At 39.9% G+C, this 15447-nt stretch carries 14 protein-coding genes, 15 tRNA genes and 1 other annotated feature; of the genes, 4 read left to right on the forward strand and 25 right to left on the reverse strand.

What is annotated here, in order from left to right:
- Positions 1–20: 20 nt before the first annotated feature.
- Positions 21–869, forward strand: a complete 849-nt coding sequence (locus AC1VU3_RS14395) for an RluA family pseudouridine synthase (RefSeq protein ID WP_482983851.1) — start codon at positions 21–23, stop codon at positions 867–869.
- Between the two features lie 440 nt (positions 870–1309).
- On the opposite strand, the gene AC1VU3_RS14400 is transcribed toward AC1VU3_RS14395, so the two are convergent.
- The 5 genes from AC1VU3_RS14400 to queG all read right to left on the reverse strand — a co-directional run bounded on the left by AC1VU3_RS14400 (position 1310) and on the right by queG (position 5170).
- Positions 1310–1954: a CPBP family intramembrane glutamic endopeptidase gene (locus tag AC1VU3_RS14400; protein WP_480388675.1), complete on the reverse strand. Its 645-nt coding sequence runs from the start codon at positions 1952–1954 to the stop codon at positions 1310–1312.
- A gap of 58 nt (positions 1955–2012) precedes the next feature.
- On the reverse strand, positions 2013–2843 hold the full coding sequence (locus AC1VU3_RS14405; RefSeq protein ID WP_482983852.1) for an aldo/keto reductase: 831 nt from the start codon (positions 2841–2843) through the stop codon (positions 2013–2015).
- A 43-nt stretch (positions 2844–2886) separates the two neighbouring features.
- Positions 2887–3069: a multidrug ABC transporter ATPase gene (locus AC1VU3_RS14410; RefSeq protein WP_480388677.1), complete on the reverse strand. Its 183-nt coding sequence runs from the start codon at positions 3067–3069 to the stop codon at positions 2887–2889.
- Between the two features lie 468 nt (positions 3070–3537).
- Positions 3538–4011: a tRNA (uridine(34)/cytosine(34)/5-carboxymethylaminomethyluridine(34)-2'-O)-methyltransferase TrmL gene (gene trmL, locus AC1VU3_RS14415; protein ID WP_480388678.1), complete on the reverse strand. Its 474-nt coding sequence runs from the start codon at positions 4009–4011 to the stop codon at positions 3538–3540.
- Between the two features lie 19 nt (positions 4012–4030).
- Positions 4031–5170: a tRNA epoxyqueuosine(34) reductase QueG gene (gene queG / locus AC1VU3_RS14420; RefSeq protein WP_482983853.1), complete on the reverse strand. Its 1140-nt coding sequence runs from the start codon at positions 5168–5170 to the stop codon at positions 4031–4033.
- A gap of 57 nt (positions 5171–5227) precedes the next feature.
- Here queG and AC1VU3_RS14425 point away from each other — a divergent pair, with 57 nt between their 5' ends.
- Positions 5228–5917, forward strand: coding sequence for a B3/B4 domain-containing protein (locus tag AC1VU3_RS14425; protein WP_480388680.1), 690 nt, complete (start codon positions 5228–5230; stop codon positions 5915–5917).
- Positions 5918–5921: 4 nt separating this feature from the next.
- Positions 5922–6437: a hypothetical protein gene (locus tag AC1VU3_RS14430; RefSeq protein ID WP_480388681.1), complete on the forward strand. Its 516-nt coding sequence runs from the start codon at positions 5922–5924 to the stop codon at positions 6435–6437.
- Positions 6438–6647: 210 nt separating this feature from the next.
- Here AC1VU3_RS14430 and AC1VU3_RS14435 read toward each other — a convergent pair whose 3' ends face one another.
- The 3 genes from AC1VU3_RS14435 to proS form a co-directional block, all read right to left on the reverse strand.
- Positions 6648–7964 carry a hypothetical protein gene (locus tag AC1VU3_RS14435; RefSeq protein WP_482983854.1) on the reverse strand — a complete coding sequence of 439 codons (1317 nt, stop codon included), beginning with the start codon at positions 7962–7964 and terminating at the stop codon, positions 6648–6650.
- Entirely contained in the window at positions 7945–8460 is a 516-nt protein-coding gene (locus AC1VU3_RS14440; protein ID WP_480388683.1) for an RNA polymerase sigma factor, read from the reverse strand. The genes AC1VU3_RS14435 and AC1VU3_RS14440 overlap by 20 nt, the downstream gene beginning before the upstream one ends.
- A 118-nt stretch (positions 8461–8578) precedes the next feature.
- Complete coding sequence (proS, locus tag AC1VU3_RS14445; RefSeq protein WP_480388684.1) at positions 8579–10018, reverse strand: proline--tRNA ligase; 1440 nt, start codon at positions 10016–10018, stop codon at positions 8579–8581.
- Between the two features lie 44 nt (positions 10019–10062).
- Positions 10063–10276: a binding site (T-box leader), on the reverse strand.
- Positions 10277–10396: 120 nt separating this feature from the next.
- Here proS and AC1VU3_RS14450 point away from each other — a divergent pair.
- Positions 10397–11506, forward strand: coding sequence for a threonine aldolase family protein (locus AC1VU3_RS14450; RefSeq protein ID WP_480388685.1), 1110 nt, complete (start codon positions 10397–10399; stop codon positions 11504–11506).
- 207 nt (positions 11507–11713) lie between these two features.
- On the opposite strand, the gene AC1VU3_RS14455 is transcribed toward AC1VU3_RS14450, so the two are convergent.
- The 17 genes from AC1VU3_RS14455 to AC1VU3_RS14535 form a co-directional block, all read right to left on the reverse strand.
- Entirely contained in the window at positions 11714–11851 is a 138-nt protein-coding gene (locus AC1VU3_RS14455; protein WP_480388686.1) for a hypothetical protein, read from the reverse strand.
- Positions 11852–11976: 125 nt separating this feature from the next.
- Positions 11977–13545 (reverse strand): alkaline phosphatase family protein, encoded by a 1569-nt coding sequence (locus AC1VU3_RS14460; RefSeq protein WP_480388687.1) that lies wholly within the window; start codon positions 13543–13545, stop codon positions 11977–11979.
- A 309-nt stretch (positions 13546–13854) separates the two neighbouring features.
- Positions 13855–13936, reverse strand: a tRNA-Leu gene (locus tag AC1VU3_RS14465).
- Between the two features lie 19 nt (positions 13937–13955).
- Positions 13956–14029: transfer RNA gene (locus tag AC1VU3_RS14470), tRNA-Cys, on the reverse strand.
- Between the two features lie 7 nt (positions 14030–14036).
- Positions 14037–14111, reverse strand: a tRNA-Gly gene (locus AC1VU3_RS14475).
- A gap of 4 nt (positions 14112–14115) precedes the next feature.
- Positions 14116–14187, reverse strand: a tRNA-Gln gene (locus AC1VU3_RS14480).
- A 1-nt stretch (position 14188) separates the two neighbouring features.
- A tRNA-His gene (locus AC1VU3_RS14485) sits at positions 14189–14264 on the reverse strand.
- A 34-nt stretch (positions 14265–14298) separates the two neighbouring features.
- Positions 14299–14374: transfer RNA gene (locus tag AC1VU3_RS14490), tRNA-His, on the reverse strand.
- A 25-nt stretch (positions 14375–14399) separates the two neighbouring features.
- Positions 14400–14473: transfer RNA gene (locus tag AC1VU3_RS14495), tRNA-Trp, on the reverse strand.
- A 10-nt stretch (positions 14474–14483) separates the two neighbouring features.
- Positions 14484–14567, reverse strand: a tRNA-Tyr gene (locus tag AC1VU3_RS14500).
- Positions 14568–14578: 11 nt separating this feature from the next.
- Positions 14579–14654, reverse strand: a tRNA-Thr gene (locus tag AC1VU3_RS14505).
- 4 nt (positions 14655–14658) lie between these two features.
- Positions 14659–14734, reverse strand: a tRNA-Phe gene (locus tag AC1VU3_RS14510).
- 23 nt (positions 14735–14757) lie between these two features.
- Positions 14758–14833 (reverse strand) — tRNA-Asp (locus AC1VU3_RS14515).
- A 1-nt stretch (position 14834) separates the two neighbouring features.
- Positions 14835–14911 (reverse strand) — tRNA-Met (locus AC1VU3_RS14520).
- Positions 14912–15083: 172 nt separating this feature from the next.
- Positions 15084–15159: transfer RNA gene (locus AC1VU3_RS14525), tRNA-Val, on the reverse strand.
- Between the two features lie 21 nt (positions 15160–15180).
- Positions 15181–15255: transfer RNA gene (locus AC1VU3_RS14530), tRNA-Glu, on the reverse strand.
- A gap of 21 nt (positions 15256–15276) precedes the next feature.
- Positions 15277–15368 (reverse strand) — tRNA-Ser (locus AC1VU3_RS14535).
- Between the last annotated feature and the right edge of the window lie 79 nt (positions 15369–15447).

The raw sequence follows: 15447 nt of genomic DNA on the forward strand, positions 1-15447 counted from the left end.
TTTTTTAAAGGAGAAATATCATGATTCATAAACTAACCTACCAAGTACAAGAAGATGGACTAACGATTGACACACTTTTACAAGAAAAATGGAAGCTTGGAAAGAAGCTTATCCATGAGCTGCGTATGCAAAAGGCGGTTTCCAATGAAAAAGGAGAGCTGCTTCAGTGGAAGCTTCCAAATAAGCAAGGCGACAAATTAGTTTTCACTTGGGAGGGAGACCAGTCTCACTATATTCCTTCTGACCACCTTCCACTTTACGTCGCTTACGAGGACGAGTACTTACTAGTAGTATCCAAGCCACGCAATATAGCGACTCATCCAAACGAAGCGAGACAAACGAATACACTGATGAATATAGTCATGAATTATTTATCCGCAAAAGGACACCACTATGCTGAGCATATTCACAGAATAGATGAAGGAACAAAAGGACTTATCGTGATTGCTAAAAATCCAATCGTAAAAGGCCAGCTTGACCGCATGATTGAAAAGAAACAAATTATCCGCACCTATGAAGCGATTGTGGAAGGAAAATTAAAAAATAATCATGGAACCATCCGTGCTTCCATCGGAAATGATCGTCATCATCCAACTCGCAAAATTGTGTCTCCATCCGGGCAAATGGCTATTACTCATTATGAGGTAGTTGGAAGGCATGACCTATTTACAAAGGTACACGCTATTTTGGAAACAGGAAGAACTCACCAAATACGTGTTCACTTTGCACATCTTGGTCATCCAATTGTAGGGGATACCTTATATGGAGCTAAAAAAACACCTACTCACACGTATGAGCTACACGCCTTTAAAGTTCAATTCAATCACCCGATCACGGGAGAAATGATTACAGTGGAGGATAAAAGATAAAGTGAAACTTTGATTGGTGGGGGTTTTCTTTCATCCCCACCAATCATTAGTTGAACCAATCGGGCTTTTAGGGACAGTTGATCTCCCACTTAGCTGTCTCATTTCTTTTGCCATCTTGAGTGGGAGTCTTACTGTCCCTTAATGCGGGATAAAAAAGAATGGTTGGGTCCAAACCTATTCCTTCCTTAAAGAATTTTTTTCGGTTTGAATTTTAATGATCAAAATTAATTTTAAGTAAGAAACTTGAGACAGCACAGCACACGCAACCGTGTGGGTGCTGTCTTGTTTTAGGAAGGAGAAACTAAGAACGTCACATCGTGTGACAACGTTTTCCTGACCAACATCCTGTTGGCCTCCGGAAAGCGTCCGACGCAGCGGAGAACCTAAGGTTCAAAAATTAACATAAGTGCTTCCCAATCGATTTGTCCCAACCTCTTTCATTAAAAAAACATATAAAAGCCTATTAAGATAATCGCAAGGTCCGCACTAGCATGAACGACCCAAGAACCTGTGAAAGAGGATACTCGCTGACAAAGATAGTTAAAGATGAAACCAACTAGGAACAGTGCAACAAGTATTAATAGCATGATTGGCAAGCTGAACCACGATTGAAAAATAGCTATATGATATAAGGCAAACAAGCCCGACGAAAATATGTAAGCTGTCTTCTTATAATGAGCACGATAAAGATTTAAGAAAATAAACCCTCTGAAAAAGAATTCCTCTAGAAACGCATTCCCAACTATAATATATATTCCTCTTAACAAAAGCTCCTGCTTGCTGAGCTGCAGCTGATTGTTAATTTCCTGAAAGTCCACCAAGTCCTTTAATAAGAAAAAAGCACCCCATATTACACCAAACGTAGCAATCGACAACACCACACTTAGCGAAAGGTTGCCCAGCCTTTTTTCTTTATTTCGCACTGATGCAAAGAACTTCCAATAGATAAATGGCAGCAAGGTAAACAAAAGAATTTTAGCTATTGTTTTTCCTTCATAGCTTACTAGCAATACTCTTTCTAAAAAATACAACACAAAACAAGCTATGATAGATGTCGAGACAATAAAAAGCACATGCTTATTCATGCTATATCAGCTCCCTTCTATAAGAAAAGGCTGACAATATATCTGCCAGCCTCTCTTATTAAAAGTTAAAATTATCAGGATCCGCTCCTGTTCTTGCGTTCATATTAAGTTCATCAATATTATTCATATCCTCAAAGGATAGCTCAAAGTCATAAATATTAATATTCTCCGCTATTCTAGATGGAGTTACTGACTTTGGTATCACGACCAAATCATGCTGTAGATGCCATCTGATGATTACTTGTGCAGGAGTTTTTCCATATTTCGAGCTAATTCTAGCTAAAGATGGTTCGTCTAATAAGCCGCCTCTAGCAAGTGGTGACCATGATGTCACAGCGATATTATGCTCTGCACAGTACTCTCGTAAATCTAATTGCGTTAACCGTGGATGACATTCCACTTGGTTTACCATTGGTTGAATGTTTGCCTTTGCAGCAATTGCCTCTAAATGATGGATATTATGATTGGACACGCCAGTGGCTCTGATTAATTTTTCTTCATACAATCTTTCAATTGCTCTATATGTATCTATGAATTTCTCTTTTACTGGCCAATGTGTTAAATATAAATCCAAGTAGTCCATTCCAAGTAAATCAAGTGATTTTTCAAATGCCTTTAACGTTTCATCATAGCCTTGATCCGTATTCCACACCTTGGTGGTAATAAAAATATCTTCTCTTTTAAGCCCAGAAGCTCTAACTGCTTCCCCAACCTGTTTTTCATTACCATATAAAGAAGCTGTATCGATGTGGCGATAGCCTGCATCTAAGGCACTAACCATTGCCTGAAAAGCTTCCTCTGGCTCTGTCATTTTATAAACACCTAGCCCAATACGAGGCATTTCCACACCATTTGCTAATCGCTTGGTTGAATTCATATGTAACTCCATTTGTGTCATCCTTTCTTGATAAGTAGAGGAACAACTGAAAAAATCAGTTGTCCTCTCTCTTTTTTAAAGGGGTAGCATCATCTGTTTGTGCAGGATCTGCTACTCGGTTGTTCTCTTCTAGCCCTTTGTTGTCGCGCATTCTTTCCATTTGCTTGCCTAAAGTCTTCACTTCATCCATATTATTTGCCATTGAACCGTTTTCTGGACCGTTTCTTAAATCAGCCATGGAAAAGATCACTCCTTTTATTATATCCTAGTAGAATTGCAAGACAGTTGCAACTTTAAGTCTTACCTGAAGCATTCTCAAAATTTACTCCTTCTAACCAACTTCGACTTCATAAATATAAGGTGTATAAATTATTTTCCCTCTATGACTGCCAACTTTGAATAGAGCGAAAACTGACACATTTAAAATGTCCATTTTATTTCATTTTTTCAGAAAGTAAGTTATACTAAAATTTAGAACATATTAAGGAGGCACTCACATGAAATTAGTACTTATTCTCGGTGTTTGTGTTGCGTTCCTAACTGCTATCTTTACTGCAGGTTATGACGACAAACCAGGTGCATCTGAAAAATAATACCAAAAACGGACGAGTCAGATGACTTCGTCCGTTTTTTTGATTTTCGTATATTCATAAGGATTATATAAGAGATAGTATCTAATGAATTAGATACTACTTCCTGGCTTTTTCTAATCTAAATTTGGATAATTTTGCTGTCTCAATGCCTCATAAATAAGAATAGCGGCAGTGTTGGATAGGTTTAGAGAGCGAATATTATCATTCATAGGGATACGAAGTGCTCGGTCAGGATGAGCCTCTATGAATTCCTTTGGAAGTCCCTTTGTTTCTCTCCCAAATATGAAGAAATGATCCTTCTCCGCATCACTGAAATCGAAAGTAGAATGAGTCTTTGCTCCAAACTTCGTAATTAGGTAATACTCAGCATTTGGATGCTTTTCAAAAAAATCATCTAGTGAATCATAATAAGTGATGTCCACATGCTCCCAATAGTCAAGACCTGCTCTTTTTAACATTTTATCATCGGTAGAAAAGCCTAATGGTCTAATTAAGTGTAACTTGGTTCCCGTCCCTGCACAGGTTCTTGCAATATTACCTGTATTTGCAGGAATCTCCGGCTGATATAATACTACATTGATACTCACGATTATCCACTTCCTAGATTTATTTTATGGCTGAATAGAATTCCAGCCCTTTCTTAATTTCCACTAAAACAAGTTCCTCTTGTTCCGTCTCTTCTGCCTGCTGTAATGCAAGCAATCCTTCAGGGGTATTAATCTTCCCGATTGCCCATGCTGCTGTTCCTCTTATGACAGGTCTCGGATCCTTTTTCAGCAACTCAATCAGTGAAGGCACCGCAGCTTCTTCTTTAAAATGTGCTAATGCAATAATAGCATTCCTTTGAATTGGATTTTTCCCTCTCCAAGCGCCTGACATATGACCGAATCTTTCCTTGAAGGTACGGTTATTCATTTCTAGTATTGGCAGCAGTAAAGGCTTGACTAGCTCGGGATCAGGTTTAAATGCTTCCTGGTGCATATTCGCTTTTCCTTTGTTTTTTGGACAAACAGTTTGGCAAGTATCACAGCCATAGATTCGATTGCCTATCTTTGCTCGAAACTCGTCAGGAACAATCGTTTTCGTTTGTGTAATAAAGGCTATACAGCGCTGGGCATTTAACTGCCCACCTTCTACTAAAGCACCGGTTGGACAAACATCAAGACAAAGACGACAATCTCCGCATTGGTCTTCCATCTGCTCGCTTGGCGCGAAAGGAATGGAGGTAATCATCTCTCCTAAATACACGTAAGAACCAAACTCAGGAGTAATAATAGAGCAATTTTTTGCACTCCAACCTATCCCTGCACGCTCTGCAACAGCACGATCGACCAGTTCTCCGGTATCCACCATAGAGCGGATCCTTGCATCTGGTATGTGAGTCAATATATATAATTCTAGAAGCGCTAGCTTTTCTCTTAGGACGGTATGGTAATCCATTCCCCAAGAAGCACGTGCAAAAATGCCTCTTCGTGCACCTTTTTTACTTTGTGGAGCGTCCTTCATTTTAGAGGGGTACGCAACAGCAATAGAGATGATACTTTGTGCTTCCTCTAATAGAAGTGTTGGTGTTGTTCTCTTATCAACATCCGGCTCTTCAAATCCTGATGCATATCCAAGCTCTTGCTGACGGATTAATCTATTTTTTAACTCTGCGAACGGAGAAACAGTCGTAAAACCAATTTTATCAATTCCAATGGATGTGGCGTATTCAATAAGATTCTGTTGAAACTGATTGATATTCACAGTGGTTCTCCCTTCTTTATGGTACACTAATATAAATTCCAACTTGAGGTGATTCTCATGATTGTAAAGCTAGATGAAGCTATCCTTCAAAAGGAGTCCAATTTTCAAATCGGCCTTCTTTATTATAACAAAATAGCGGTTTCCTCTTCCCCTCAAATGCTTAAAGGTCGCCTCCAATTATTTCAAGAACAGCTTTTCTTTGAACTAGAGGACAAGCCTGTAAACTCCTTTGAAGGAATTCAGGAATGGAGAGCTCTTTGGAAAAAGCTCGGAGCAGATCCAAACAGATACAGACCTTCTATGGAAGCAATGTACCGTAGGATTGCAAAACAAAATTATATCACACCTCTGCATTCCGCAGTAGATTTAAATAATTTTTTCTCCCTGCGCTATGAAATCCCATTAGGTATCTATGATCTCGAGCAAATAAAAGGAAATATTATCATCACCCTCGGCAATGCAGAAACAGCTTATCTTGGATTGAACGGTAGAGAAAATAATCTAAACGGGATTGTGACATTACAAGATGAAGAAGGTCCATTCGGCAGTCCATTTGTCGATTCTAAGCGGACTGTAGTCACGGAAGATACAACGTCTGCTCTCCAAGTGGTTTTTCTTAGACCTTCTATGCAAAAGGAAGCAGCTACTAAACTAGTAGAATCCATGGGTCAAATGTTTACCCAAGTTCATGGCGGAGAGGCCGAAAGTATTCTTTTAGATCATAATCAAATAGAATGGAGGATATAAATTTATGGCACCTATACTTCTTGCAGAGGCTGTGAAGCTAAAGAGTATTTTATTGAAGAGAGTACAAGAACTAGAAATAGAAATTATGCGAGTAGGCTTCACTGTTATTGAAAAAGGGACTACACCTGCTCCCCAAATAAGATCGGTAGAAGCAATAGACGTAGAAATGAATGATATTCGCTATGATATTAGAAAGCTTGATAGACTTATATATGAGGCCAACTTGCAAAACACTATTACATATAAAAAAGAGACCCTTACGATAGTGGAGGCCATTGAACTAGCCACTCAACTACGTGCTCAGGCTAGAGTGTATAAACAGCTGGGAAGCCACGACAAGGAAAAAATTCAATTCGGCTATGGAGATGGGGCTACTTATGTAGAGGTTGCTCTCTTTGAACCGGAGGAATATCGAAAAAAGGCTCTGGAGTTTGAAAAAGATGCGAATAAATTATCCGGACTGATTAACGCTAAAAACTATTCCATTACCATCGCTTTTGATGAAGAAAAATATGCTTAAACCTTGGTAAGGTGAGACTCCTTGCCAAGGCATAGTAGGAGGTCATTACAATTTAAATGATGGCAAACCAATGACCATTCACCATTTACTTTGTGACTAATAACTAATGACTGACCATTGCGATGGCAATTGACAAAACCTTAGTGATTACTGAACCTTCTGCTATGAAAAACGCTCCTTTCCTTTATTGGAGGGAGCGTTTTTATATGGTTAATTCTCAAATACCTGTGTTTCTTCCCCATTAATCATAAGTTTCCAAGCACCTTTTTTAGGGAATGTTATTTGCCCATCATAATGAAATAATCTTTGACCATTCTTAGCATTAATTAAAGGGTATCCATCATATTGAAAGCTGCTCTTCTGCAAAATTTCCTCTTCATCTGAGCTTACTAAGAGCACCTCGATATCATTCTTCTCCCGTATAGTGCTTTCTATCACTATATCTACAGATTCACCAATCGGAATTTCTTTTGGTGCATCCAACATTGTATAATGTTCTGTCTTTGGGAAAGGGGGAAGGACTTCTATTCGAAACTGTTCGAACAAATTATCCTCTACATAAAAGGAAAGCTGCCAGAACCCTTCTCTCGTAAAAGCAGGAAAGCTTGTCACAACATGCGCATCCTCACTATATAAAGCAGCAGCTAATACTCCCTTCGATAATTGAAGGGTTTCCCCATCCCCATGGACAGCCTCTACCCTGTATTCCTTCCCTACTAGTGAATCAGATTCTCCCCAATAGTTGAGCATGAGCTTTGCTCCTCGCCGCTGGTCCTCTGCCACAAAATGCTCTGGGCCTAGTATTCCTATTTTCCCCTCTATCCCTATTACATGTTGATTTCCGTCAGATAAAGGAAAAGTAGTGGCTAATGGAGCATCCAATGTGACAGTTTCTTGGGAGCGGTTTTCCAAAGTAAACAGAGTACCATTGTATTCCACCGTGAATCGAATATTTTCTATCTCATCAAATAAATTCTCCAATTCCTTCTGCGAATAATTTGCATACATACTTTCAAAGGCTATTGTATAATTATATCCCGCCTCATTAGCTGTTGTATTATAGCTTACTTTTTTTCCTTTACCATAGCTGTCCTTCGAGAAAAGATATGGGTTATCAGCTCGAAACTCTATGTTATTCCACACTTCCATTGGTACAAGCTCTTTAGAGGCTAATGATACCTCTATTCTTATTCCATGTAACTTTTCTCCTGACGTATCCATGCTTTTTTCAGAAGCTGTAACGTTAGTAATCTCCATGCTTTTTAGATTATCCTGTTCCGTTACTGAGCTTAGCCCTAATTCTGTCTCTTTCTTTAATATAGAACTGTACATAGGACTTGCTAAATAAGCAATCATTAATAGACAAGCAGCTATAACACCTATAGACAGAGGCTTTAAGAAGCTTAAACGTGTTGGCTTTGGCGCACTGCGAATACTTTGAATAACTTTTCTTTTGTCCTTCTGATTAAGAGAATGCTTTGGAAGATCTCGAAGCTGCTCCTCTAAATCATCGTGTTCTCGTTTCATATCCAAACCCCTCCGTATCCAAAATACTTCTTAGTTTTTTGAGCGAGCGATGGTACAGAACATTTACATGGTTTTCATTCGAATCTACTATTTCAGCTACTTGTTTTGAGGGTAATTCAAGGATTGCTTTTAATATAATTACCTCTTTATTTTTAGCTGGTAATCTATTAATTGCTACATATAATTCTTTATTCGACTCTACCATTAAAATTGTTTGGTCAAGACCTTCCGTATATGTTTCTTCTAACAAAGAATATTTTATTCTGCTCCAAATATTTTTCTTTCTAGACCGATCAATGACGATATTTTTAGCAATGGTTATCAACCAGGTTTTCGGATGGGCACCTTGTTTAAAGTAAGAAATCTTTTTTAGTGCACGGAGAAAAGTTTCCTGCACAAGGTCCTGAACATCCATTTTTCCCGTATAGTATACGAGGAAGCTCGTTACATCTCGCTCATATAGCTCAAACCATTCCTCTATTATCTGCCTTTCCAAGTGACCCCTCCTATCTACCTACTACTTCATTAGACGTTTTACTTCCCTTAATCTTACAAGAATTGAAGAAATAAAAAAATCAGCCATTGGATAACCAATGACTGATTAAATCTTATAATTAGTATGCTCTTCCAAACCAAACTGTGTGCTTCGATTCTTTTCCACAGTTGATGCATGTTTCTTTATGAGCAGGTGGATTGAAAGGAATGTTACGTGTTGTAAACTTCGTTTCTTCCTTCACATGCTCCTCACAAGCATCATCTCCACACCAGCCAGCTAAAATCCATCCTGGGATTTCCCCTTTTTCAGTAGAGCCTTCAATATGAGCCTTTAACTCATCTAAAGAATTTACATGTGTATGAGAATTTTCATCACGGAATGCGCGAGCTCTGTCAAGTAGACGAGTTTGCATAACAGTTAGTTCTTCTTCAATTCTACTCACAACATTTGCAATCTCTACGGATTCTTTTTCAGATAAATCGCGAGCTTTTAAAAGAACTTGATTGTTTTCTAAATCACGTGGTCCAAGTTCAATACGAACAGGTACGCCTTTTAGCTCCCACTCATTAAATTTATAGCCTGGTGATTGATCAGAGTCATCTAGCTTCACTCGAATGCCCTTTGCTTTTAGCTCTGCATAGATTTCATCTAATTTTTCAACGATTGCCGGGTTTTTCTTCCATGGACCAACTGGTACCAAGACTACTTGAGTTGGAGCAACACGTGGTGGCAGCACTAGGCCTTGCTCATCACCGTGGACCATAATTACCGACCCGATTAAGCGTGTAGAAGTTCCCCATGAGGTTGTATGCACATACTCATGCTTGTTTTCTTTATTTAAGTATTTAATATCAAATGCCTCAGCAAACTTTGTTCCAAGGTAATGAGACGTACCAGCTTGAACTGCTTTTCCATCTCTCATCATCGCCTCAATAGAATACGTATCTACCGCTCCTGCAAAGCGCTCAGAAGGTGTTTTTTGCCCATCATAGACTGGGATAGCTAAAAGACCCTCTACTACTTCTTTATAGATGTTTAGCATTTGCATCGTTTCTTTGCGAGCATCCTCTTCGTCTACGTGAGCAGTATGTCCTTCCTGCCATAGGAATTCTGATGTACGAATAAAAGGAAGTGTCTTCTTCTCCCAACGGAAAACGTTTGCCCATTGGTTGATTAATACTGGAAGATCACGATAGCTTTTAATCCAGTCAGAATATAAATGCCCGATCATCGTTTCAGAGGTTGGACGTAGTGCTAGCCTTTCTTCTAATTGCTCCCCTGCAGCCTCTGTCACCCATGGAAGCTCTGGAGAGAAGCCTTCAATATGGTCCTTTTCCTTTTGAAAGAATGACTCTGGAATAAGCATTGGGAAATAGGCATTGCGATGTCCAGTTTCTTTAAAGCGCTTGTTCATTTCCTCTTGGATATGCTCCCAGATTTCATATCCGTCTGGTTTGAAGGCAATACATCCACGTACTGGCGTATAATCCATCAAGTCTGCTTTTTGAATCGTGTCGATATACCATTTGGTAAAATCGTTCTGCTGTTGATTTGTCATATAAATACCCTCCTAAAATAATAAAAGCGTAAAGCTGTCCTTATGAAAAGGACGTCTTTACGCTGAATAGACGTGGTACCACCTTAGTTTAGCTTAACATGTTAAGCCCTCTAATCGTTTGGTAACGAAAACGAATCGGTTATGTTTGCATAACATCTCCGTGATAGGTTTCAACAAGAAGCGGTGATATAGCTCTCAGCAAATGCTATATTTTCTGTTTCACAATTCTTATCTACTTGGTCACATCAAAGACTTTTATATTATTTATAATATACCAAAACAGTTTCATTAATACAATGGGAGAGTTATTTTGAGAAAATGCTGATAATCCTACTCTCTTTCCCTTATACTTGAGAAATAATAAAGGGAGGGTTACATATGAGTAGTTCAGAATTATTAAGAAATTCTTTTTATACACCTACCTATACGTTTGCAGGTAATGGTTCACGCAATGTAGATGTATTAAAAAAAGCATTGGAACAAATAGATGGCAACCAAGTGAGTGATATTTACGGTTCTGGGGAAATTATTGAACAATTTCAGGATAAGATGGCAAAGCTTCTAGGTAAAGAGGCAGCTGTCTTCTTTCCAAGCGGTACAATGGCTCAACAAATTGCTTTACGTGTCTGGTGTGACGACAAAGGCATTAAAAAAGTAGCTTACCACCCTCTAAGCCATTTAGAGCTTCACGAACAGAATGGTTTAAAAGAGCTACATCATATTGAAACGGTGTTGTTAGCAGAGAAAAACAGCGTCATTGAGCTTGCCGATATTGAAGCCCTTACAGATGAAGTCTCCTGTATCCTGCTAGAGCTTCCGCAGAGAGAAATTGGTGGCCAGCTCCCTAGCCTGCAAACCCTACAAGATATCTCAGCTTATTGTATGCAAAAAGGAATCAAGCTTCACTTAGATGGAGCTAGATTATTGGAAACGCTGCCTTACTATCAAAAGACTGCTAAGGAGATTTGCGACCTATTTGATAGCGTGTATGTTTCTTTCTATAAGGGTATCGGTGGAATTGCTGGTGCTATTCTAGCTGGTGATAAGGAATTCTTGGAGAAAACAAAAGTATGGAAACAGAGATACGGCGGCAACCTAATCAGCCTTTATCCTTATATTATCGCTGCCGACTATTATTTTAATAAGCGTGCCCATAAAATGGACCAATACTACGAACATGCCAAAGAGCTTGCTGCCTATTTTAATGCTTGTCCAGATATAAAGACGTTACCAGAGATTCCTGTTTCTAATATGTTTCATGTACATATTAATCGATCAAAGGAGGAGGCAGAACAACTGCTTGCTGCTTATCAGGAAACCTCTTCCATTGCAATTACTCCTTATGTAAATGAGGTAGATGACACTACATGTTACTTTGAGCTAAGTATCGGAGATGTTTATGAGGCTCTTCCTAAGGAGGAAATTAAAAAAGCTTTTGAATTACTGAGTGAGCAAATGAAAAAAGTAGAAAGTCAAATGTTCAGGTAGATCCTATTGATTCTTGAATTTGGCGTTCTCTTTTTGTCCGCGGAGGCCAACAGGATGTTGGTCAGGAAAACGTTGTCACACGATGTGACGAACTTAGTTTTCCTTCCTTAAATCCCTTTTTCCGCACGAGGTGATCCTATTCAATAATGAAAGGGTGTCCCGTAAGTAGAATACTTATGGAACACCCCTCCAATTAAAAACAACAGCTTACTGCTGCTGTGGCTGTAGTTGCTCTTCTTTAATTTCGTTGTAGATGCCTTTAGCCATTTCCTCGGCCTCTACCTTTGATTTTGCTTTCACTTCAATAATTTTTCCGTCAAAAATAAAATTATAAACCTTAACCATTGTTATTCTCCTCTCTCTCTAATTTGCAATAAGTATATCCTATGTTTGATTTACTTTTTTAATTCCCTTATACAGCAAAAATCAAACATGCTTTCTAAAAAATAATGATAAAGAAACGTTTATTTTTAGGAGGCACTAAGCATTTGTATAATCCATTCCTTAATGTCGACAAGCCTGTTAGTTGGTGGATTCACAGTTTCTCCTACCACGATTAAAGGGACAACTGAATCTAATTTATGCAGAGATCCATGAGCTCCTCCACCAGCATGATCGTGACTATGTTTTTCTATAAACTCATACCCAGGCTTTGCATCTACAATAATAAACTTACCGTCCTGCGAATGGAGAGCACCATGCAGCCTAGCAAGCGCATCCGGATATGCTGAATAATGTAAAGAACCTTCCTGATCCAATTTAATATCTAGGATAGATAAATCTCCATCCATCTTCCAAGTTTGCTTATATTCATCTATATATGGCCCCTCAGGTGAAAATGTGAAGACATCCTCCCCTTTTGAACGTTGAACATAATTTGTCACTTCATCTTTCCAGGAAATAAAACCTATTCGCTCATCCTCTTGAAGAATTTCTACAACATCATCGATGTGTATGCTTTTATCTTTTAAATAAATGTAAGCCATTCTTTCATTTATCGCGATAGCCAGCTGTCCATCCTTATTATCTTTTTCCCAGAAGGTATAGTCCTTCAATAAGGCATTTAAATCAATTAGGGCTGTTTCCTTTTCTTCCTTCACAGCAGATTGACCGCTATCTCCCAGTATGATCAACGTCACTTCTTCCACCGCTTTTTCCCATGAGTCAAAACTGTTTAGGATTTCTTGTAAAGCTCGATCAGTCTTAACTAATCCAGATGTATCATTAGGTCCATTCTTGTGTATAGGGGCATCTGCGTCGGGGAGATAAGCAAGGGTAAAAGCAGGAAGCTTATTACGTTCAATTAAATAAGTGAGTTCCTTTACTGTAAAATCATTATTAACCCCCATACGCTTCCAGCTAACCTTATTCCAATCATTTTGCGGGTTATATTGGGATAATGCCCCTAGTGACAAAACCTTTGGACCACGAACATTTAGTTCTTTTGGTAATAGGCCAACAAGAGATAAAAGCTTAGGTACATATAGTTCCTGTGGAATTGTTCCCCTGTATAAGAGTCCATTAATAGAGCCTGAAGAAATTCGAATGTTAGCCAGCTCTTCATGTATCGTTTGTACATCCTTGCTAAGGTGCGATTCATTCAAATGAATTACACTATCAGACGCTACTTTTTTTATTCCATTATCCCACATTTCCCTTATTCCACTTCCATAGCTGACTATACGTTCCTCATCCTCTTTAAACCAAATCAAACCTGGAACCTTATGTTCATTTGCATAAGTTCCCGTCAACAGAGTACTATCAATAGTGACAGACATAGTAGGATAAGAACTAATGAACTCTGGATAGAATTGACCAGCATCCATCAAAAAGGAGAATGCAGGAGCCTTTTCGTCTTTTATTATCTCTTGCAGCGGCTCAGTCATTAAAGAATCAATAACAAGAAGTACAATTGGTTTTTGGGGTGGGTTAACAGAGACATCTTTTAATTTTTTCGTAGGAGACATAGAAACAGCCAGCATAAGTCCTCCACTTATTATGACGAGTACTCCCATAACCAAAAGTATTTTTCTTTTCATTTATCCACCTACCTTCTAATCGTTAAAGATAGTATGGTACTTGTAAAAGAATTCATGCCACTATGACAAGCTTCTTAATATATGATTCGAACCAGGTGGAGTGTTTTATTTGTAATGTCTGGAGAGACGTGACAGTAGAAGATGTAAAGCGAGAAGTAAGCTTTCCAAGGGAGGTATGGACTAAAATAGTAGCACTACTCGAAGTGAACAGAAAGACTAGCGCATTAGCAATTCCCAAAAATAAAAAAAGCTTATCAGCACTGTAATAACAGCATTCATAAGCTAGAAGTAAAAGATATTTCATTTAAATACCGGTGGTCGGGGTCGAACCGACACTCTCGAAAGAACGGGATTTTGAGTCCCGCGCGTCTGCCAATTCCGCCACACCGGCAAAGAGAATATTTTAAAACTGGAGGCGGCAACCGGATTTGAACCGGTGATAAGGGTGTTGCAGACCCGTGCCTTACCACTTGGCTATGCCGCCGTTATATTGGAGCGGAAGACGAGGTTCGAACTCGCGACCCCCACCTTGGCAAGGTGGTGTTCTACCACTGAACTACTTCCGCAAAACTGGGGTACCTGGATTCGAACCAGGGCATGACGGAATCAAAATCCGTTGCCTTACCGCTTGGCTATACCCCAATGGGGCGACCGATGGGAATTGAACCCACGAATGCCGGAATCACAATCCGGTGCGTTAACCACTTCGCCACGATCGCCACAAAATAAAAAAAGAGCTAACTAATAGGAATATGGGGCGACTGATGGGAATTGAACCCACGAATGCCGGAATCACAATCCGGTGCGTTAACCACTTCGCCACAATCGCCATTATTCAGAGTTAACTAGTTATTTGGCAGGGGCAGTAGGAATCGAACCCACATCAAAGGTTTTGGAGACCTCTATTCTACCGTTAAACTATGCCCCTAATTAAAAACTGGTGGAGGGGGACGGATTCGAACCGCCGAACCCTAAGGAGCGGATTTACAGTCCGCCGCGTTTAGCCACTTCGCTACCCCTCCACAAGAGATACTGGTGCCGGAAAGAGGACTTGAACCCCCAACCTACTGATTACAAGTCAGTTGCTCTACCAATTGAGCTATTCCGGCGAGATGGTGGCTCAGGACGGAATCGAACCGCCGACACAAGGATTTTCAGTCCTTTGCTCTACCGACTGAGCTACTGAGCCACATATGTATTTTATTAAGAAAATGGCGGTCCCGACCGGGATCGAACCGGCGATCTCCTGCGTGACAGGCAGGCATGTTAACCGCTACACCACGGGACCTTGGTTGCGGGGACAGGATTTGAACCTGTGACCTTCGGGTTATGAGCCCGACGAGCTACCGAACTGCTCCACCCCGCGATAATAGTAAATGTTGAAATTTAAATCAACTACGCTTGAAGAAAGTAAGACACCTGCTTCAGCTACGCCTGCATCGGTGTTAATCGTCATCTTCGTTTGACGATTTGCTCCACCCCGCGACAATAGTATACGTTTTACTTAGTATTAATATTACTCTAAATCAGAGTAATTATGGTGGAGGATGACGGGCTCGAACCGCCGACCCTCTGCTTGTAAGGCAGATGCTCTCCCAGCTGAGCTAATCCTCCGAAATGCTGGTTTAATATAGATGGTGACCCCTACGGGATTCGAACCCGTGTTACCGCCGTGAAAGGGCGGTGTCTTAACCGCTTGACCAAGGGGCCATTTAATATTGAGAAGTTATCTGGCGGAGAGCAAGGGATTTGAACCCTTGAGACAGTGTTACCCGCCTACACGATTTCCAATCGTGCTCCTTCGGCCACTCGGACAGCTCTCCATAAATGGCTCCGAAGGTAGGACTCGAACCTACGACCAACCGGTTAACAGCCGGTTGCTCTACCACTGAGCTACTTCGG

It is taken from the genome of Psychrobacillus sp. Z16_25, assembly GCF_056856695.1.

Coding starts and splice junctions, on each gene's coding strand:
- AC1VU3_RS14405 (WP_482983852.1), bottom strand. CDS start 2,843: ATGGAGTTACATATGAATTCAACCAAGCGATTAGCAAATGGTGTGGAA.
- AC1VU3_RS14450 (WP_480388685.1), top strand. CDS start 10,397: ATGAGTAGTTCAGAATTATTAAGAAATTCTTTTTATACACCTACCTAT.
- proS (WP_480388684.1), bottom strand. CDS start 10,018: ATGACAAATCAACAGCAGAACGATTTTACCAAATGGTATATCGACACG.
- AC1VU3_RS14395 (WP_482983851.1), top strand. CDS start 21: ATGATTCATAAACTAACCTACCAAGTACAAGAAGATGGACTAACGATT.
- AC1VU3_RS14430 (WP_480388681.1), top strand. CDS start 5,922: ATGGCACCTATACTTCTTGCAGAGGCTGTGAAGCTAAAGAGTATTTTA.
- AC1VU3_RS14425 (WP_480388680.1), top strand. CDS start 5,228: ATGATTGTAAAGCTAGATGAAGCTATCCTTCAAAAGGAGTCCAATTTT.
- AC1VU3_RS14455 (WP_480388686.1), bottom strand. CDS start 11,851: ATGGTTAAGGTTTATAATTTTATTTTTGACGGAAAAATTATTGAAGTG.
- AC1VU3_RS14410 (WP_480388677.1), bottom strand. CDS start 3,069: ATGGCTGATTTAAGAAACGGTCCAGAAAACGGTTCAATGGCAAATAAT.
- AC1VU3_RS14460 (WP_480388687.1), bottom strand. CDS start 13,545: ATGAAAAGAAAAATACTTTTGGTTATGGGAGTACTCGTCATAATAAGT.
- AC1VU3_RS14400 (WP_480388675.1), bottom strand. CDS start 1,954: ATGAATAAGCATGTGCTTTTTATTGTCTCGACATCTATCATAGCTTGT.
- AC1VU3_RS14435 (WP_482983854.1), bottom strand. CDS start 7,964: ATGAAACGAGAACACGATGATTTAGAGGAGCAGCTTCGAGATCTTCCA.